The 18,901-nt window shown below is 42.2% G+C and carries 15 protein-coding genes and 1 pseudogene; 2 read left to right on the top strand and 14 right to left on the bottom strand.

Annotated features, from left to right (window positions below; all coding sequences use genetic code 11):
• Nucleotides 1-282: 282 nt before the first annotated feature.
• The 3 genes from nagA to B9N86_RS13505 form a co-directional block, all read right to left on the bottom strand.
• Nucleotides 283-1,428: an N-acetylglucosamine-6-phosphate deacetylase gene (gene nagA / locus B9N86_RS13515; protein WP_208919738.1), complete on the bottom strand. Its 1,146-nt coding sequence runs from the start codon at nt 1,426-1,428 to the stop codon at nt 283-285.
• A 2-nt stretch (nt 1,429-1,430) separates the two neighbouring features.
• The gene (locus B9N86_RS13510; protein WP_208919737.1) at nt 1,431-2,213 is read right to left on the bottom strand and encodes a DeoR/GlpR family DNA-binding transcription regulator; all 783 of its coding nucleotides are present in this window, start codon (nt 2,211-2,213) and stop codon (nt 1,431-1,433) included.
• A gap of 233 nt (nt 2,214-2,446) precedes the next feature.
• The gene (locus B9N86_RS13505; protein ID WP_208919736.1) at nt 2,447-3,379 is read right to left on the bottom strand and encodes a hypothetical protein; all 933 of its coding nucleotides are present in this window, start codon (nt 3,377-3,379) and stop codon (nt 2,447-2,449) included.
• A gap of 476 nt (nt 3,380-3,855) precedes the next feature.
• Here B9N86_RS13505 and B9N86_RS13500 point away from each other — a divergent pair, with 476 nt between their 5' ends.
• Complete coding sequence (locus B9N86_RS13500) at nt 3,856-4,209, top strand: DUF6199 family natural product biosynthesis protein (RefSeq protein ID WP_244563075.1); 354 nt, start codon at nt 3,856-3,858, stop codon at nt 4,207-4,209.
• A gap of 380 nt (nt 4,210-4,589) precedes the next feature.
• On the opposite strand, the gene B9N86_RS13495 is transcribed toward B9N86_RS13500, so the two are convergent.
• The 5 genes from B9N86_RS13495 to B9N86_RS13475 all read right to left on the bottom strand — a co-directional run bounded on the left by B9N86_RS13495 (nt 4,590) and on the right by B9N86_RS13475 (nt 9,501).
• Nucleotides 4,590-5,459: a methyl-accepting chemotaxis protein gene (locus B9N86_RS13495; protein WP_208919735.1), complete on the bottom strand. Its 870-nt coding sequence runs from the start codon at nt 5,457-5,459 to the stop codon at nt 4,590-4,592.
• 17 nt (nt 5,460-5,476) lie between these two features.
• The gene (gene yfmT / locus B9N86_RS13490; RefSeq protein ID WP_208919734.1) at nt 5,477-6,931 is read right to left on the bottom strand and encodes a benzaldehyde dehydrogenase; all 1,455 of its coding nucleotides are present in this window, start codon (nt 6,929-6,931) and stop codon (nt 5,477-5,479) included.
• 246 nt (nt 6,932-7,177) lie between these two features.
• Complete coding sequence (locus B9N86_RS13485; RefSeq protein WP_208919733.1) at nt 7,178-7,498, bottom strand: hypothetical protein; 321 nt, start codon at nt 7,496-7,498, stop codon at nt 7,178-7,180.
• A gap of 1 nt (nt 7,499) precedes the next feature.
• The gene (locus B9N86_RS13480) at nt 7,500-7,802 is read right to left on the bottom strand and encodes a hypothetical protein (protein ID WP_208919732.1); all 303 of its coding nucleotides are present in this window, start codon (nt 7,800-7,802) and stop codon (nt 7,500-7,502) included.
• A 379-nt stretch (nt 7,803-8,181) separates the two neighbouring features.
• Complete coding sequence (locus B9N86_RS13475; RefSeq protein WP_208919731.1) at nt 8,182-9,501, bottom strand: glycosyltransferase family 2 protein; 1,320 nt, start codon at nt 9,499-9,501, stop codon at nt 8,182-8,184.
• Nucleotides 9,502-9,998: 497 nt separating this feature from the next.
• Here B9N86_RS13475 and B9N86_RS13470 point away from each other — a divergent pair, with 497 nt between their 5' ends.
• Nucleotides 9,999-10,673, top strand: a complete 675-nt coding sequence (locus tag B9N86_RS13470; RefSeq protein WP_208919730.1) for a CerR family C-terminal domain-containing protein — start codon at nt 9,999-10,001, stop codon at nt 10,671-10,673.
• Nucleotides 10,674-10,729: 56 nt separating this feature from the next.
• On the opposite strand, the gene B9N86_RS13465 is transcribed toward B9N86_RS13470, so the two are convergent.
• The 6 genes and pseudogenes from B9N86_RS13465 to B9N86_RS13440 form a co-directional block, all read right to left on the bottom strand.
• Nucleotides 10,730-11,989, bottom strand: a complete 1,260-nt coding sequence (locus tag B9N86_RS13465) for a M24 family metallopeptidase (protein ID WP_208919729.1) — start codon at nt 11,987-11,989, stop codon at nt 10,730-10,732.
• A gap of 432 nt (nt 11,990-12,421) precedes the next feature.
• On the bottom strand, nt 12,422-12,745 hold the full coding sequence (locus tag B9N86_RS13460) for a hypothetical protein (protein ID WP_208919728.1): 324 nt from the start codon (nt 12,743-12,745) through the stop codon (nt 12,422-12,424).
• Between the two features lie 111 nt (nt 12,746-12,856).
• Nucleotides 12,857-13,354: pseudogene (locus B9N86_RS13455) on the bottom strand (SDR family oxidoreductase); the annotation flags it as partial.
• Between the two features lie 345 nt (nt 13,355-13,699).
• Nucleotides 13,700-15,199, bottom strand: coding sequence for a malate:quinone oxidoreductase (locus tag B9N86_RS13450; protein WP_208919727.1), 1,500 nt, complete (start codon nt 15,197-15,199; stop codon nt 13,700-13,702).
• A gap of 377 nt (nt 15,200-15,576) precedes the next feature.
• Entirely contained in the window at nt 15,577-16,215 is a 639-nt protein-coding gene (locus B9N86_RS13445) for a spore coat protein (protein WP_208919726.1), read from the bottom strand.
• Between the two features lie 386 nt (nt 16,216-16,601).
• A complete protein-coding gene (locus B9N86_RS13440; RefSeq protein WP_208919725.1) occupies nt 16,602-18,257 on the bottom strand; it encodes a DUF6138 family protein in 1,656 nt (551 codons plus the stop codon).
• Nucleotides 18,258-18,901 lie beyond the last annotated feature (644 nt).

The following is an 18,901-nucleotide window of genomic DNA, read 5'->3' as shown; positions in this document are numbered from 1 at the left end:
GCTTTGTAAGCTTTTTACTTCCATAAACATTTTTAAGTTAAATAATTACCATGCTTTGACATCGTCTGAAGCATGGTAATTATTTAAACTTATATAAAACTGCTAAGTTGATTTTTTAACTCATCTATTTATTGAATTCATTAACTGGAAGAAGTATTCAGGTTTATGAGTCAAAGCTTCCTTTATTGTACATAGTATTGTGATGAGAATCGGTTGCTATGTTTTCAAGGAAATAATCGATGTTCTGATCAGACTCCGCGTTAATAGTAATATGCGTATGAATTAGACCAATTGCCCCTCAATCATCGTCCATTGTACTTCATACTTCTCATTGAGGAGGACGAAATCCGCGTCGTAGCCGATTTCCATCTTCCCTTTGTTCGACAAACCTAGAATACGAGCAGGCGATGTCGAAGCCATCTGTACAGCATCTGTCAAGGATATTCCATTCTCTACGGTTAATCGTAACGCTTCATTCATCGTCACCGTGCTCGATGCCAAAGTACCGTCCGCTAGCCTTGCAATCCCCTCGGATACAGTGACATGGTGGCCGCCAAACAAGTATTCTCCATCGCCCAGTCCCATCGCTTGAAGTGCGTCTGTAATCAGTACCATCCCTTCCGGCCCTTTGATGCGATGCATCAGGCGGATTATCGCAGGATGAAGATGGACTTGGTCGACAATCGCTTGCAGACTTACATGCGGTTCCTCGAATGCGGCAACGATCAGACCGGGGTCTCGATGATGAATCGGTCTCATTCCGTTAAAGCAATGTGTAACATGACTCGCGCCTGCTCCAAATGCTTCCTTTGCTTCCTCATACGTGGCGTCGGAGTGCGCAACGGCAATGACAACCCCTTGATCCTTTAAGTAGGAAATTAGCTCTAAACCTCCCGGTAATTCCGGAGCAATCGTCACCATTTTAATGAGTGAACCGGCTTCCTGGAAAATAAGCTTCATTTCATCGAGATCAGGATGACGAAGATACTTCTCATTCTGCATCCCTTTACGCTTCGGATTCAAATAGGGACCTTCCAAGTGAATGCCGGCGATCTTCGCCCCTTGCTCACGACCAATCACCGATTTCACGCAGCGAATCATGTTCAGCAGATCTTCCATCGTTGAACTTACGGATGTCGCTAAGAACGACGTGCATCCGGTTGTAGCACATGTTTGGGATACCTCTTGAATACTAGCCTCCGTGCCATCCATCATATCGTAGCCATTGGCTCCGTGGATATGAACATCTATCATCCCAGGAATGAGCCACATCCCATTACCATCTATCCGTTCGTACCCCTCGTCGAATTGCTGAGCTTCTTGCGTCTCAATTCGCTCGATCTTCCCGTCTGTGACCCAGACTGTAGCGGAAGGTAGTATTTGATGTGGAAGCACTACGTTGACATGTTGAATGATTTTGTTGTTCATCTCTACTCAGCTCCGTCCTTAGGATTAATTGTTGTACATTCAATCAGTGTGATATTTTTCTGATCTAATACTTCTCTCATCTCGCTGGAAATAGACTGATCTGTCACGATAATATCCACGTAATCAAAATCCAACTTAAATCTTGATTTTGATGCGAATTTCGTATGATCCACAACAAGGATCACTTGATCCGATTGCTTGGCCATTTCCTTCTTCACACGAACATCTTCTTCATAGGGATAATAGAGTCCGTCTGGCTGAATAGACGTTGCCCCAATATACGCCTTATCAGCTCGAATTTCACTAATCTTATCGATGACGGAAGGACCGTATAATAGGCGGTTCTGGGTATGCAGATAGCCCCCAAGCACATAAATGCTCAAATCATCTCGTTTGGAGAGAATGCCTACATTATCAATGGAATGTGTAACGGCAGTAATCTGTTTCGCCTGAATATGTTCCGCGACAAATTGGACCGTTGTCGATACGTCCAAGAATACCGTCTCATGATCTCGAATCAGCTTGGCTCCAAGCTTACCAATATCGTTCTTGCTGGTGGATTCCTCAATAAGACGATCTTGATAGGAAGCGAGCTCCTTCTGAAGTTCTGGAAGAGCTACCCCTCCATGCGTCCGAACAACGACACCTTCTTGAACCAACTTGACAATATCTCTTCGCGCCGTATCTCTGGATACTTGAAAAATTGAGCAAATTTCCCCAACGCTCATCGATTGATGTTGCTTTAAGTAATCAAGAATTTTCAATAACCTATGTTCTTGAAACACACTGGGTGCCCTCCTTAGTTAAGCATTTGAATTTATGGTTTAAGCATATATAAGTAATATGTAAAATTCAATAAGTATTTATAAGTAAAAAATAGAGTCACCACACCGTAGTAGATCCATTTCGCTTATTTAAAAACAAAAGACCCAAAAGAGGATCACTTTTTTCAAAGTGTCCTTCTTGTGGGTCACAGTTCAATTCAACGAAAGAGCGAGTTTTTTAAAAACAAACTGAATTAACTTTCACAAATTACTCGACGAAATTTTTCTTCCATCTCAGCTAACTCATACAAGGCATCGGCGAGAGCTTGAAAATTTTTCTCCACAATCAGAGTGTGACAACGTCCGAATTGTTTTGCCTGCTTCTCCTTGATCGCAGCAAATTCAGGAGCATCCTTGATGAAAAATTCAGCATAATCCATAGCTCTCCTCGCCCCTAGTTGGAAAGCAAAATATGAGAAATGAGCAATTTCCGCTGGCATGAGCCCTTCTTCTTCCTTGATCCGTTTTACTACGCGCAGGATCGCTTCATTTCCATATAACACTTCAGAGTTAGGAGCAGCTGATGCACTTGTTTGATAGATTTTTTGAAAGTAACGAACCGCATTCGCAAATATCTCATCCTCTGACGGACTGTCCTTACGTTTAGGAGCTGCCCAATAATGATAAGAGAAGACTCGATCAATGATGCACTCAGCTTTCCACGCTATAACAAACTCCGATAATGGCAAGCTTACATAAGGGAATCCTGCGGGATCATGTAGATAAATCGCATTGTCATCAATCTTATAAGCGAGTACAAAATGATCGGAACCACCCAAATACGCTGCGTTTGGATTATAAGTCAGATGCCCCATATCAAGGGGGCCGAGCAAAACAGGTCCACACTCCAAATCACGCCGTAATTCTTCTAAAGGCGGCTCACCCTCTACATCACCTGATATCTCCTTCCATTCATAGCCAAGAAGTTCGAGCGCATGGCTAACACCCCGATCTGGAATCATTTCTCCGAAAAAGAGCAACTTTGGCTGCTCGATCCATGTCGCCCCGATCCCTACACCAGAGAGCACTTCGAGTAATGCAGGTGACACCTTCTCACCAATCGTCTCCAAAAGCATGGATAAAGAGTTTGCGTAGCAGTACGCGCCATTTCCAATGTAAGATAACATGTGTTTTCCCTCTTTCTAAAATATAATTGCTTTCATGTTATAGACTTCGGCGCGCCTCTTTTTCTGACAATTCATAAGTGGCAACAACAACTTTTTTTGAACATACTCTGCAATTTGCTGTTGATTTTCACTGAATAGGACAAGGAAGACAACTTTTATAACTGTTCTAAATCATCATTTTAATCAATACTTCTTACCGTAAGTCACTCCGAATTTCTCTTGAAGAATAGCCAGATCGGAACCTGATTTAACACAAGATGATATTCTGCAGAACGATATTCAAGGTGGAGTAGAGGATATTGAGCAGTTGAAATCTGTTCTAAGCTAGATCAAACCTCCTAATGCTGGAACCTCATATCGATTCTTGCGTAGTGTCTTTTTAAGGGGTTGATCAAATGTTTTGGATGCTACTTGGTATCGTACATATTGTAATCGGACTATATATATGCAGAAATCCTGATTCCGATTAGTACAGATTGTTTTCGCGAATTCCTGATGACGTCGTACGTGATGATGACGAATTAGTAAAAACACAAATCGGAGGAGTAATAACTATATTTATTGGGTCGATTATTGCACTGGTAGGAATATCTACTCTTTTTAAAGGAGTTTCTTCATCCACGTTTATTATTTCAATTTTATTAGGTAGTGCAGTAATTACACTTGGCATATACGCCATTAAGCGTCCTGAATCATGGTGGTTCAGAAGAATAGGAGACGATAGTGAACTCAGTGATTTGAGGATATGGTACATAAAATTTGCTGGTAAAATAGCCATAGGATTTGGCGCATTAATTATCCTGCTAAGCGCACAACATCTCTTTGTTTAAAAGCCCTTCTTCCCTTAAGGGATTATATTCAAAGTCGGCAGAATCACTGCCGTGCGCTGCTCTGCAATCTCTGCGTACTGTGATTAAGAAAATGATCGTTACAATTATCCCTACAATAATTCATTTTAGCTAAACTAAGGCTTATCCCTACAGCTGGAAAGCGACTAGATAGCTGGTAACCTCTGAACGGCTAAAGCGCTTCATCGGATTAACGTTGACCAATTCTTTCCCGGTCGGTTTTTCAATGTCAATTCTCGTTATAAATGAACCCTAGATAAAAGATCAAAAAAAAAGAAGAAATACATTATAGCTGTATTTCTTCTTCCAAGTCCTGTTGCTCAGTATACAAGACTAAAGTATAAGAGGAAAATTCTGATTTCCTATTGACTGTTTTCTTTTAAAAAAAGTGTTTCTTCAGCAACCTGCGCTAATTCCTCTGCTTTAATACTAATCTCCTGGATCGTTGCAGTGAATTCCTGAATCGCCCCTGACTGGCTACCTGTTAGAGTGTGAATATCAGAAAAAGCATGATTTAACCCCAGCAAAAGCTCCTGAATATTCTTAGTGATGCCATTAATCTGGTCCACATTCTCTTTAGAACTCGTCGCCAGCTTCCGAATCTCATCGGCAACGACTGAGAAGCCTCTTCCCACTTCCCCTGCTCTTGCCGCTTCGATGGCAGCATTAAGCCCTAACATGTTACTCTGATCCGAAATCTCCTTAACAGCAGTGGAAATCTTACCGATCTGCTGCGCACTGGAGCTAACGTCCTTCATTTGGTTTGTTACTTCGGTCACACGGTCGGTAAGGTGAGAAACGGATTGGCTGATATCTTCAATGGACGCAGTTGTCTGTTCGACAATAGCGGAAAAGCTCTCGGCCATCTCAAAAAGCTTATTCGCTTTCTCGAGGCTTGTACCCATGCCTACACCACCGATAACCCTGCCCTGCTCGTCATGCAGCGGTATTGCGCGTGCAGCAAGCGGAAAACCAAACAGCTCTTTCGGAACGACAGCCGATAAAGCTGTATTATTCCTAATCGCATCTGTTACAATGTCCCCCTCCATAAGCGGGTCCCCCGGACTGACATTCAGCGAGAAGGTATTGCCCGGAATGTTGATGATCAGCTTCTCCGTGTCATAAATGCCAACTGTGATATCATCATTAGTGAGACTTTTCAGCAGTGGAGCTACCCTTACAAAGGCTTTGATCAGCTCATGCTGTGTTTGCCCTTCAGTCACGTTATTCATGCTTTCTCCCCCAGCCCTTAGTACGGGAATTTCCTTTGTCCGTAGTTAACCGAAATCCACTTCATCGTGGTAAACTCATCCAGGCTCCATTCCCCATTCAAACGGCCCAAACCGGACTGCTTTTCTCCGCCAAAAGCTACAATCGGCTCGTCGTTAATCGTGACATCGTTCACATGGATCATACCAGTGTGGACCTTCTTCGCTATTTCTACACCACGCTCAAGATTGGAGGTGTGAATTGCCCCGCTAAGCCCAAAACGCGTATCGTTGGCAATTTCAATGGCTTCCTCTTCCGTTTCGAACGGAATGATACACACAACCGGGCCGAACAACTCCTCTTGAGCTACAACCATATCCGGTTTGACATTTACGAGGACTGTAGGCTCTACCATTCTACCGGTAATCTTACCTTGCACCAGGGGAACAGCACCCTGCTCAATGCCTTTTTCAATCAGCTTCTGCAGTGTCTCTGCCTGACGGTTGTTGATGACTGGTCCAATGATGGTCTGCGGATCACTCGGATCACCTGTTGTAAGCGTAGAGACCTTCTCTCTGTATTTATCTACAAAATCCTGATAGATTGTCTTCTGTACAAGAATCCGGTTGGCCGACATACAGATCTGGCCTTGATGCGTGAATCTGCTGAATGTCGCAGCTTGTACCGCGTAGTCAATATCCGCATCCTCCAGGATAATGAACGCGCTATTCCCGCCGAGCTCCAGTAGCGGCTTTTTGAAGTTCTTGACTGCCAGTTGGCCAATATAGCTTCCGACCTTAGTCGAACCCGTGAAGGAAATGATTCTTGGAATCGGATGCTCGACGAACGCATCGCCAATTTCCTTAATATCTGTCACCACAACATTCAATAGGCCCTTCGGTACACCCGCTTCTTCGAAAATCTTGCCGATCAGAGTTCCACCCGTAATGGGTGAATCTTCATGCGGCTTCAGCACCACGCCATTGCCGGCACCCAGCGCTGGAGCAACTGACTTCATAGACAAGAAGAAAGGGAAGTTAAACGGACTGATAACCCCAACCACGCCGGCTGGGATCCGGTACAGACGGTTCTCCTTACCATCCTCTGTAGAAGGCAAAATCTTACCCTCCATTCTAAGCGGGAACGTAGCCGCTTCCTTAATCATATTTTTCACAAGACCGATCTCAAATGCTGCCTTCAGCCGTGTTCCACCCAGCTCTTGAATAATAATGGACGTAATCTCTTCCTCATGCGCTTCAATATATTTAACAGCGTTCTCAAGGATGTCGCGTTTATTGTATGGGTTAACCTTGTCCCATTCCAGCTTAGCTTTATAGGCAGCTTGATAAGCATCATCAATGTCTGCAACGCTGGCTATTTGAAAAGCCGTGATAACCTCATCATTATAAGGATTGATGTCAGGCAGCGTTTTACCGCTCTTGCCATCTCTCCATTCCCCACCTATAAATTGTTTTCCTAACTTTGAGTAATCCATATTGTCCCTCCTGTGTCGAATAATTCCTATTGACCTAATATATTTATCGACTGAATACCGGTAAATGTTAAGTCAGATTCGTGAACTTAATCAACCTATTCTCCTTGTTAGTTGAAAAAGCGGCAGCCATTATATCGGTTGCCGATGCCGAGTAACATTGCACAGCCATCAAATCGTCTATGAATATAAGTTCTTGTTCTCCGACACGAAACGTGGCTATTGGAAATTACTCTAATAGCCTTTTAATTATGAAATCAATATATTAAATAATGTTGTAATACTTATAATAAGTATAAAAGCATAAAATAAAAAAATAGCGATTTTTTTTCCTACTGCAGAAAATTTATGATTAGGATAATTTTTAGCTAACATGTAAGATAAGATAATCAATCCTATTCCTAATAAGCTTTTCACACTTGAAAATGCTTGAAAATTTGTTTCTAGTTGAGACAATGATTTTGTTTGAATGGTACCTACTAAAGTGCCTAAAATAGAGAAAACGGGTGATAAACTACCCACTCCCCATTTTTGTTCATCCTTTTTACCGCTGTCTGATAATTCTCCCATTTTACACCTTTAATTCTTCCAAGAAAGTGGCAGTGTAATTGGAATCACTAAGTTTGATCGTATAGTTAATATTTCCCTTGTTACGGAAATCAACTTTTGTGCCATTATCGTATATTGTTTCCCATGATCTAATATGATTGTAATGTCCCCAGGATACGCCATCCATATATCTATTTCCAAGGAATGTTGTTATAGACTTTACTTTTCCGTTAGAAATATCACTTGTACTTTCAGCTGCAAAAGTTCCAGTAGCTGGTATTATTGTTGTGGCAATTAAAGAAGCTGCGATAAATTTTTTCAACATTTAAAGGTCTCCTTTCTTTTACAACTTACCACATATTGACAAGGAAAGGGGGATGTTGTATAGATAATCCCCTAATTTAGTTCATTTGCAATCTTTAAGTTCATCTGATTAGGCATTACAAAAGAAACAGCTCACGGAGAGCTGTTTCTTTACCCATGTATGTATTTAGATTTGAAACTTAAACAAGAAAGAAACCACTACTAAAATTTATTATGAGGCGGCCATAAGATTGTACCGCTGCGGTCTATATATCCCTTCACATAATTATCCGATTCCGAGCTATGGAGATACACTTCTACCAGCTCACCACCTATCCCTGAACAAGCTATTCAATCCGTCCAGGATGTTTCAATACAATAGACAAAGCTTATTAAAAACATTATCTAACTTCTTTAAACACCTCTTCAATACTCATTGAACGTGTATGCTGTGTAGGATTCCATGTTTTCTCATTCCTGCGGAAAAAGGAATAAACTACAATGGGAATCCACGATAATGAGAATAAATATGTCTGAATAAACCACCATGCTCTCTTACCCTGTTTTTCAAGTACAAGGCCTATAAATGGTAGGGCATAATAAGGGATAAGTATAGCCCACCATACGTTCAAAACATATTTTTGTATGTAGTTTGGCAAAGGATCAAATAAAGATAAAAAAAAGAATCCAAAGCCACTCGTAGCTAACACGATCTTTGTTGGTTGTATTAAGTAAATCAAAATATCGAGTGAAGCTAAGCGTGAACCCTTTCCTTTAACTATGTTTTTAACTAAAGGCTTGAAATAACGAAATGCACAGTCAAAATGCCCTTTCATCCATCGAATGCGCTGAGCAAAAGACTGCTTGAATTTCAATGGCTTTTCGTCATAAATTTTCGCCGTATGCAACCATGCTACACGTTTATTTCTTTCTAAATGATACTTAACTGTAAACTCAAGATCCTCAGTGAGTGACTTTGCCTCCCACCCCATCTCCTTTAATACCGAAGCACTAAAGACCATACCTGTACCGCCTAGTTGCGCACTGAAACCGATATTTTCTCGAGCTAACTGATAAATCCTACTTGTTGCCCAATAAGAAAAAGCGTAAGATCGTGTTATCCATGTATCATTAGGATTCTTACTGTCAATATAGACTTGGATTACTTCATGATCGGCATCCATTTTTGCATTTACTTGCTTTAAGAAGTTTGTTGTAACAAGATTGTCTGCATCAAAAATAGCTACAGCATCATAATGTTTACCTTCATCTTCTAATCCCCATAACTTGTCAAGAAACCACTCGATGCCGTAACCCTTACCGACTTTAGTTTTGTCATGACGTTCCATTGCAATGGCTCCCAAGTCACGAACGATACGCGCTGTGTTATCCGAGCAATTGTCAGCAATGACATAAATATCATACAACTCTCTAGGATAGTCTAATTGCTGTAGGTTATTTACGATGTCACCTACAACCTGCTCTTCATTATGAGCACATACAACCAGTGCATACCTACGCCCTACCGTATTATTCAAGTATCCTGTGCCACGTTTCCACAACATTCCAAGAGTAGAGATTATGGTTTGATAAGCCGTAAAGAATAATGTTACAAGTTGACTAATAATCAAAACACTGATTAGAAGAGAATTCGTCAAATTAAATTGAGCGATAATGTAAATTGAAACAAGTAATGCGACCCCAGATACTATTGCCTTCATTATGCTGATACATCCCCTCAAGGTTTATTTTGTGGTAGATAAATTATTTATCATTTTGGATTGAAAAAGATCAGGGATTAATCAATCATCCTTACATATACTTCTGAAATATTCAGATCTGCAGCTACTTCAGCTCCACCGATTCCAGTTATCATAGTTGTAATCAGCATTTGAATCGGCAGGAACCTGCTCACTTTGCAACACGTTACAACATTGTTCCATTTTTCATTTAAGATGTAGCCTTAACAATCTATAAATAGGAATTACTTCACAGCAAAAAGACCTCTTGCTAACTAAACAAGAGGCCATTATCTTTTGATCAAGTATACTAATAGCTCTAGCAAATTATGGAATGATCATAGCACAGCCTGCCATATACCTCAATCTTCCATTCCATGCGTAATTAAACATAAACGAAAATAAGTCGCACCGTGCTTTTGTTTCAATTGATTAATTCATTTGAATTAATTATACTCAACAGTATGGAGGATTGGACATTGAATACAAACCTAAGCAGTGATATGAATAAAGGAAATGAAGACTCTACCCAAACTCGTTTATTAGAAGCAGGGCTACGGATCTTTGGATTACATGGCTATGAAGGCGTACGTACGCGGACCCTTGCAGATGAAGCTGGTGTGAACCAATCGGCGATTCCGTATTATTTCGGTGGAAAAAAAGGATTGTACTTAGCGGTTGCCCGTCGCTTGACAGCAGCCGTTCAAGATGATTTTTTGAAGCAGGCTCTAATTGAGACAGAAGAGATTGAGAAACGGTCAAAAGAAGAAGCCGCAGAAGCTCTTAAAAAAGTCATGACGCAATTTTCCAAGACGATGATTGGCAATCATGAAGCCAATGCAAGAAGTGTATTTATCGCAAGAGAGCAGCTGCAGCCTACAGAGGCTTATGACATTTTGTATGAACAATTCTTCCAGCCACTACATCAGATGATTGCCGTCTTGGTGGGTAAATTAATGGATCTAGACGCAAAAGATCCAAAAACGATATTAATCGCACATGCCATTGTTGGACAATCGGTTGCGTTCTCTGTAGCGAAGGAAACCTATTTCAGACGCCAAGGGATTCAAGACTTGGATGAAGCACACGTTGCTTTGATCGCAAAGGAGCTTGGCGAAATGTCGATTCGTACATGCAGCGGCTATTCTCATTAAAAAGAGGGTACGTAACGAAGACATAAACACTCTTCACTACGTACCCTTTTGCTATTTTACCAAGTTGCCCTCATCAGCTGAGTAGAATTTTTATTTAGTTCAATTCCCCCAGCTTCACCCACGATCACCGTTCCGCCAAGATTAATGACCTTCTTACCAATCGCACAATTCGGCTCAAATGCAAACACCATTCCTGTCTTGAGTTCGGTCTCTAACCCTATGGATGGGATCGGCAGCACTTTCCCGTACTCTCTCGCCTCAGGCAACCGTGCAATCTCATCACCAACCCCAATAAGACCAAATGGACTGATGGAATGAATAAGCGGATGAACGTGCCAGCCTCCTGCTTCACGCATCGGCTCATTCATCGCTTTGACCACGTCTCCGAAGGTAGCCCCATGCCGCAGCTCTTTTACTCCGTTCTCATACGATTGTCTCGCTGCCGCTGCCGCCCGCTCAAAATCCGGATGCACAGCTCCCACAGCGATTGAAGGCTGATGCTGCGTCTCTAGCATTCCGAATGATGAAAATACCTCGGCCAAAATAATATCTCCTTCTTGGATCACCCGCGGCTCCTCTGGTCGATATGTCCATGCGGGCAGTCCCCATCCTACGAACTCTGGTCCTGATCCCATTAATATCGTTGTCGTGAACCCGACATGGGTCGCACAAGCATTCATCCCTGCCGCATAGATCTCATTTTCTCTCACGCCTGGCTTCGTTGCCTCAAGCATCGCCTGGCACATTTTTTCCCCAACGTTCGCAGACCATTTTAATACCTCGATCTCCTCCTGACTTTTCACAGAAGACAGTGCGAAAAATTTGTGTCCCACAGGCTTAAAGGTCGCATTCGGTAATCCCTTTAGGATCGTTTGCCAAGTATTATAGGGCATGGCTCCATCAAAGTAATAGGGAGGATAAGGCTCTAAGCCAATCACACCAAATGCTTTATTTGTAAGTCCTCTCTCTTCCATAATCTTGACGATGTGCGCACCCATTTTTCCGACATACATATTTTCCGGGCGTATCCAGCCTTGCGTATTCGTATATCCAGCTTGAATATGATCTTCCACAGCAGTGGCTAAAAAGACAACAGAGATCGGCTCTTCATTCTTAGGGAAAATGACAATAGAACCTGGACGCTCATTCGTAAAGTAGGTGTCCGGGTTAAATACAGCAGGGAACGCACCTTCTCGATCTCCATACACAATCAATACATCCACATGCTCTTCTTCCATTAGCTGATTTGCAATGTTCCATCTACGATCTCTTTCCGCAAGTGAGTAGGTAGGGATTCTAGTATCTTGATTGTTCATACCTCTTTCTCCTCCTAACGTTTATTTCTTTCCAGAGTTCATCGCTGATCGTTGCCTTTTGTCATCATCCAACCGTATACATGAGAATGGCTCCTCTCCAATAGATGTCATGAATGAACCTGTTACATTGCAAGTATAATTCATTCATTTGATTAATTCAATTGAATTAATTGATTTATGTGCAAAAAAAGCTCCAAATTATATAACTTGGAGAATTAATCTTTAAATCATTAAAATGAAAAACACTGTATCTTTAAAGATTACAGTGTTTTTCATTTCCTATATTGTAGTAGTTGATTTAAAGAGGTAATGAAGTACTTCGTAAAGCGATCTGTTTGCTTCCCATTTTGAAAATGAACGATCGATCTCACCACCGAGTAACCCAAATGCTGATTTTGATATACAACAGACATTCAGATGGTCTTTTTGAGCTTAGTTGAATACTTTTGAAGGAATCCCACCATTAGAATAGTAGCGGATTGCCTTTCCCTTCTCTTCAGCATACTTGATCTCTTTTTTTGTGCTGTTCCCTATGTAACCTCCAACATCAATTACAAATATTTCATCAGAAATATCAATCTTTCTAAAATGCAGGTTACCAAGTAGATCAGCTTGTTCTTCAGTTATTTCAAAACCTTCGCTTTGCTCAAAGAAGGCAACGCTAATAACGATGTTACCTTGAAGTGTGAGAAATGCATTTGCTTGTTCGAATTGGTCTTTGAATTTTGTAGAACCGCATAAAGTAATTACTCGCATAATCATTCCCTTTCTTGATAAATCCGACTCTTGGCTTCTTTCGCTATAAGTGAAGTATATGAACTAGGTTCAAAAGCCTAGCTCTTCAGCCGGGTTTCTGAACCCGTAAAATTACAGATGAGATCCGCCACTTGCATCAATCAATTGACCGGTTACCCAACGGCTGTCCGATGAGGCAAGAAAGGCGGCAATATCAGCCTCATCTTCAGGCTCTCCCCACCTGTCGAAGGTTGAAAGACCAGCGGCATATTTCTGTCCATTGGGATCTTGCAACGTCCCTGCATTCATCTCTGTATTAATAATGCAAGGCTGGATGGCGTTCACCGTAATATTACGGCTCCCAAGTTGCTGAGCTAATACGTGCGTAAGTGTATCGACTGCACCCTTCGACATGCTGTAGGCGAAAACACTAGGAGAGGCCACGCGTGTAACAAACGAAGAGATATTTATGATACGGCCTTCATCTTTCAGACGCGGCAAAGCTTGCTGGATAACAAAAAGCGGTGCTTTGACATTTATGTTCATGACTTCGTTAAAAGATTCTTCCGTCGTCTCTTCCAAGGTTAAAATTTGACCAATTCCAGCGTTATTCACAAGAATATCAAACCGATATTTTCAACTATTGAAATCAATTGTTGTTTAATTCTTATTTCTACTGAGTTATTAATTTCCTCATACTCATCAACTAATCCTCCTTTTTTGCTGTATTAACCATTTTTCCCTTTTCCTGCTTCCCAGTCTGATTTCCAATGAGAGTAAATGTCTCATTTTGTTCCAGTTCGAATCTATCAAAATAGTTTTAAGGACCACCATTGAACTTGTATCGTTAAATCAAAAAAGCCGCCATTTTGGCGACTTCTTATGCATGTATGTTCTTGTCCTTCGATAGGTTTAATGAAAAAAACCTTCAATCATTACCTTTTCAACCTCTTTATCATACTTTCATCCAAAAAATTAACTATAGACCAGTTCTTTTTCGCTTAGACTAAGCGTCTGCGCTGTTGATGTATGAATTTCTTGGAAAAGCTCTGGGTTTTCCACTAGTGACACGCCATAAGAAGGAATCATTTCTTTTATTTTCGGTTCCCATTCTTTCATATGTTGCGGGAAACATTTTTCTAATACCTCAAGCATAACGTGAACGGCAGTAGAAGCACCCGGAGAAGCACCGAGCAATGCAGCTACCGAGCCATCAGCGGCACTAACAACTTCCGTACCAAATTGAAGTGTTCCTTTACCGGCATCCGTATCTTTGATAACTTGCACACGTTGGCCCGCTACTACTATTTCCCAGTCCTCGCTTTTAGCGTTCGGAATAAACTCGCGTAATTCTTCCATACGCTTTTCATTCGATAACAACACTTGTTGGATCAGGTATTTTGTCAATGCCATCTCTTTTACACCTGCGGCCAACATAGTTAAGACATTATTCGGTTTTACGGAACCTATCAAATCAAAATAGGAACCCGTTTTTAAGAACTTTGGTGAGAAGCCGGCAAACGGTCCAAACAACAATGCTTTTTTGTTGTCGATATATCTTGTATCCAGATGCGGAACAGACATTGGAGGAGCACCAACCTTAGCTTTACCGTATACTTTTGCATGATGCTGTGCTACAACTTCCGGATTGTTACATACCAAAAATAGCCCGCTTACCGGGAACCCTCCAATATGTTTTGACTCAGGAATACCGGTTTTTTGTAGTAAAGGTAGACTTCCGCCCCCACCGCCGATAAAGACGAATTTTGCAGTATGGTACTCTATTTTACCGCTATCGATATCATGCACTTTCACTTCCCACGTGCCGTCGCTAGTACGTTTAATATTCTTAACACTTTGCTTGTAGTGTATCTCAACGTTATTACTCTCTAAGTGGTCAAACAGCATGCGCGTTAAAGCGCCAAAGTTGACGTCCGTGCCAGAATCGATTTTTGTTGCCGCTATCGGTTCATTCGATGTACGGCCCTCCATGATTAACGGAATCCATTCCTTCAGTTTTTCAGATTCATCGGAATATTCCATCCCTTGAAACAGAGGATTGTTTGACAGCGCTTCAAAACGTTTTTTCAAAAATGTTACATTTTCTTCCCCTTGTACTAAACTCATATGAGGTATTGGCATGATAAAGTCCTGCGGATTACGAATCAGATTGCTGTTTACAAGATAAGACCAAAACTGTCTTGAAAGCTGAAACTGTTCATTAATTTTTATAGCTTTGCTAATATCTACAGATCCGTCAGATTTTTCGGATGTATAGTTAAGCTCACACAGGGCAGCATGACCCGTGCCCGCATTATTCCATTCGTTAGAGCTTTCTTCTCCTGCTTTTTCGAGTTTCTCAAACACTTTGATTTCCCATTCAGGTGCTAATTCTTTCAGTAATGATCCCAAAGTCGCGCTCATCACTCCGGCACCAATTAAGATAACATCTGTTTTTTTCTGTATGTTGCTCATGATAACCTTCCTTATCCCGTATATTTGAAAAAAAAGAGTAGGCGCTCCTGCTTAGATGATTAATAAGCAAGGCGTCACCTAGAAACACACCTTTTCTGTGTCAATTATCACCATATTATAGTCTATTATAGATATATATAGATTAAAATATCTACTATTATCTAATAATTATAAACTATTTAAAGTTGGTAAAAAAGTGAGAAATTCGTCCACAAGGCTCTCGGAACACACAAAAACCAAGGCCTTAACCCAGCTTCTTGCAAGGATTAAGGCCTTGGATGAGAAAATATTCTTGTCTTCCGACAACCGAAAAAACCAGCCCTTTGATGGACTGGTTAATCGAATGAATATGGCTTCAGAAGCCGGCGCTTTGATTTTTAGTGAGGAGACAGTTTACCAGACATTTGCGGCTGCACGGGAGCAAGGGCGTAACCATTTTGCATTTGCTGCATGTCCTGCTGGGAAAGCTGTGGTACTTGATAGTAGCCATGTTTGTTTTGGTAAAGCGAGATCTCATAAGCCATTTCAATACAATTGGGAAGGGAATCAGCAAGCACACGACGTACTACCGGATTCGTTGATTCCATAGCAGCATTTGTTTTCATTGTAGAACCCGATTTAACTGCACTTAACATGCTGAGCGCAATGGTTTCATCGTTTATCTCGGCAGTAGACTGCATTGGTTTTTTCGGTTGACTTGGTTTCATTCCGAAAGTAAAGTCATTTCGCTGTTTCATTTTATAGCTTTGCGTCGGTTTTGAAGGATCTTGTCCTGATTTAAAACATTCTAAGGTGATATTATATTCATCAGCCATAAATTGCTTCTGGCGTTGCAAGATATCCCGAAGCTCTGGATCCTGTACGTGCCCACTCAGCATGGTATAAGTATTCATTGTATTGATTGATCCTGCCAATACTTCGTGGACATCAAACATTTCATGACCGCCATGGTTCATTTGTGGTGGAACCATACCTGTTTCAATGTTTTGGTGATTTTGTGGCTGTTGGAATTGCATTCATATAACCTCCTAGTGTTTTTTGCTTAATTTCCATTACATGAATATTTCAGTCGGGTTCTGGCTTTGGATGGCTTCATTGCAGTTCAAGAATATTGTTAAGTTAATTAGCTCAAAGTATTCATAGTATATTAAAGTGCCCACGTTTAATTTTTGAAGAGTCCTTGCCGCCCATCCTCCCAACAGTGAGCGCATGACAGCGAATTTATTTTGCTATTGTCCATTTCGGTTAACGATATAAGTTCCTTGTCATTGGGTTAGGCCAAGAACTTATATCGGTAAAACAAAAAAGCCGCCAATTTAGCGACTATTCTTCGACACACTATCCATCTGGAAATGTTTTTCCCTCTTGTCTCCGTCGGATCTTCGAACGGTGATCGCCAAGGTTAGCCGCGGCTGGCTGCCTGTGCCAACTCGGAGAGCCATTGACCCCGATCCCCTTCGGCTTTTGCGGCTATCTTCTTCAACTTGTCCGTTTCTCCCCAGATCAAATAAACGATATGCTCCACCTCGTAGTACTGAAGGCCGCGAACCTGATCGAGCAGCAGCCTAAGATGCCTATCGTCTTCCATATCGGATTTGATCTTCAGCTTCATCGAATCCGTGCAATACAGCATGCACTTCACCAGCGTTGGAATTGTCTCCGCGCTAACGCCATGCCGCTCGGCCAAAGCAACCGTGAAGTCGTTCTGAACGGTTTGGTGTTCTTCGTCAACCTTCCCCATATATTCTTCTACTAACGGAAAATAAGCACGATCCGCCAATCCGAGGCCGAAGATCGCATAACTACCCGGCATGCAATTTTTTTCCCCATCCGTATCCTCATACCATTCGAACGGTTCCATCGCCGCCCGGGCGTACTCCTCCAGTAAGGGATGCAAATTCGGATATTCCAGAGCGTTGGCGAAGAAGCGATGCGTGCCCGACTTGGCCAACCCTTTGATAGGCAGCCACTGCTTGACGCCGGATTTCAGCTTGATTTGGTAGCTTTTGGGGAAGCCTATGCCTAATAGGCGAGTCAGAAACCGGAGTGCACGCGCGTAGCTCTCCTCCGTTTCCTGCTTAATGGCTATGGTCGCCTCGGCAAAAACATCGTTGGCTGCGCATTCCGCCAGTTCGTCCTTCAAGCTGACGTCTTCCTTGGCGAACGTTCCGCTGCCTTCCTTCGTCAAACGTTTTGCCCGGGCGCTTCCCAACTCGATAGCGCAATTCAAAATAGCCAATCCCGTGCTTCTGCTGTGGGAGGGCTCGTATTTCAGAATCAACATCGCGGCATAGATGACCAGTTCGATCGGACCTTGCTCGGTATCTTCCAGCCGGGCGTCACACTTTTTCTTATATTCTCTCTGCCACTGTGTCCCAATATTATCGAAATAACGTGGCAACCACTGATTCTCCGCCCAATTCCGCAATGCGCTAATTAGATAAGAACGATGCTCTACAAGATGTTTGTTCCCTTTATTCACTTGTTGAATGTTCTCGAAAATGGAAATGATCCGGTCGGCATCCAAATCAGGAAACAACCGCTCGTCCAACAGGTGCCTGGAGAGGAAAAACGTCTCCAAGGGTTTGGTCGGATATATTCCCGGTTCGAGCTTATTCACAATATAGATGGAGATTCGTTCCTGCAATTGTTTTTTCTTCGTCTCATCGACATATTCGAGAATACGAACGTTGACACTGCCTTCTCGCGCCCGAAACTTTCCGTTAAATGTAAATTGATAATCAATTAACGAGCGCGGCAGCTCGTCCAATTTATGCCGCACATAAGAAGAAAGCTCAGGGACGATCCACTCTCGCACTTTTTCCTCGGTCAGCGACTCGCCGTGCCTGGTCTTGCCTCCCGGCATCGTAAAGTTGAGCTCCTTATCGCTCACGTTCACTTTGCCTTTGGTATATTCGAGCAGCGCGTGATCGTGAATGCCCACCTGCAGCGAAGTTCGTTTCACGATTCGTTCCGCGTCCTTATCGCTAATATAGGCAATCCATTTATCGATCTCCTGTTTCATTTTGTCCAGAATCGTTTCGAGAGTGAAATCCATGTTTATCTAATGCTCCTTTATACTCCGATATAAATTCATTTTCGCGCTTACCTTCATATATTCTGACGGCAGCGCATTGTCGAATTGATCCTGCAAAAACCGCTACAACCTTATCGTGATGAAGAAGTTCATGCGTCATGCGCTGTAATGCGCTTTCTGATCCGGAATACGGCTAATTGTAAATCACAGTTCCAACTTGCCAAAATCCAAATACTTCAGCGCCTTATGAAATTCATTTTCGGCATTGATTGTTTGGTGTCCTCTCTAGTGCTCCTTCATGGACAATCACTCTCCTCGAACATCTCTTCTGCATTGGAAAGATCGTCGAATCCGACTATGCTAGAATCGTGGAAATTCACCATCACGCCATAAGGGTTACAGATTTCCAAACTCCCCTCGAAGAACAAAATGGACCAGCCCAAGCCGCCCCAGAACGTGAATTCCGGGCCGTCAATCAACGGCGCCTCGCCCTCTGTACCCCCCGTAGTTAATTACTTGCTGCGCGCCTAGTAGTTCTCGATGGAGCCGAGCCGATCAGCAAATCATTGCGTCACGTGGCGGTAATTGTTGCAAAGTTAATATCATTTCGTTAATGTTGGACGTCGCTTATCTCTATACAAATCTTGGAATACGCTACACTTTAT

The sequence above is a fragment of the Paenibacillus uliginis N3/975 genome, from assembly GCF_900177425.1.
Taxonomy (GTDB): Bacteria; Bacillota; Bacilli; order Paenibacillales; family Paenibacillaceae; genus Paenibacillus_AQ; species Paenibacillus_AQ uliginis.
Note: the sequence above shows the minus strand (reverse complement) of the source record. Positions and strands in the feature narration are given on the sequence as shown.

Bases quoted from the DNA above. Each gene is read 5' to 3' on its own strand.
- nagA (WP_208919738.1), bottom strand. From the start codon at position 1,428: ATGAACAACAAAATCATTCAACATGTCAACGTAGTGCTTCCACATCAA.
- B9N86_RS13505 (WP_208919736.1), bottom strand. From the start codon at position 3,379: ATGTTATCTTACATTGGAAATGGCGCGTACTGCTACGCAAACTCTTTA.
- B9N86_RS13495 (WP_208919735.1), bottom strand. From the start codon at position 5,459: ATGAATAACGTGACTGAAGGGCAAACACAGCATGAGCTGATCAAAGCC.
- yfmT (WP_208919734.1), bottom strand. From the start codon at position 6,931: ATGGATTACTCAAAGTTAGGAAAACAATTTATAGGTGGGGAATGGAGA.
- B9N86_RS13485 (WP_208919733.1), bottom strand. From the start codon at position 7,498: ATGGGAGAATTATCAGACAGCGGTAAAAAGGATGAACAAAAATGGGGA.
- B9N86_RS13480 (WP_208919732.1), bottom strand. From the start codon at position 7,802: ATGTTGAAAAAATTTATCGCAGCTTCTTTAATTGCCACAACAATAATA.
- B9N86_RS13475 (WP_208919731.1), bottom strand. From the start codon at position 9,501: ATGAAGGCAATAGTATCTGGGGTCGCATTACTTGTTTCAATTTACATT.
- B9N86_RS13465 (WP_208919729.1), bottom strand. From the start codon at position 11,989: ATGAACAATCAAGATACTAGAATCCCTACCTACTCACTTGCGGAAAGA.
- B9N86_RS13460 (WP_208919728.1), bottom strand. From the start codon at position 12,745: ATGCGAGTAATTACTTTATGCGGTTCTACAAAATTCAAAGACCAATTC.
- B9N86_RS13450 (WP_208919727.1), bottom strand. From the start codon at position 15,199: ATGAGCAACATACAGAAAAAAACAGATGTTATCTTAATTGGTGCCGGA.
- B9N86_RS13445 (WP_208919726.1), bottom strand. From the start codon at position 16,215: ATGCAATTCCAACAGCCACAAAATCACCAAAACATTGAAACAGGTATG.
- B9N86_RS13440 (WP_208919725.1), bottom strand. From the start codon at position 18,257: ATGGATTTCACTCTCGAAACGATTCTGGACAAAATGAAACAGGAGATC.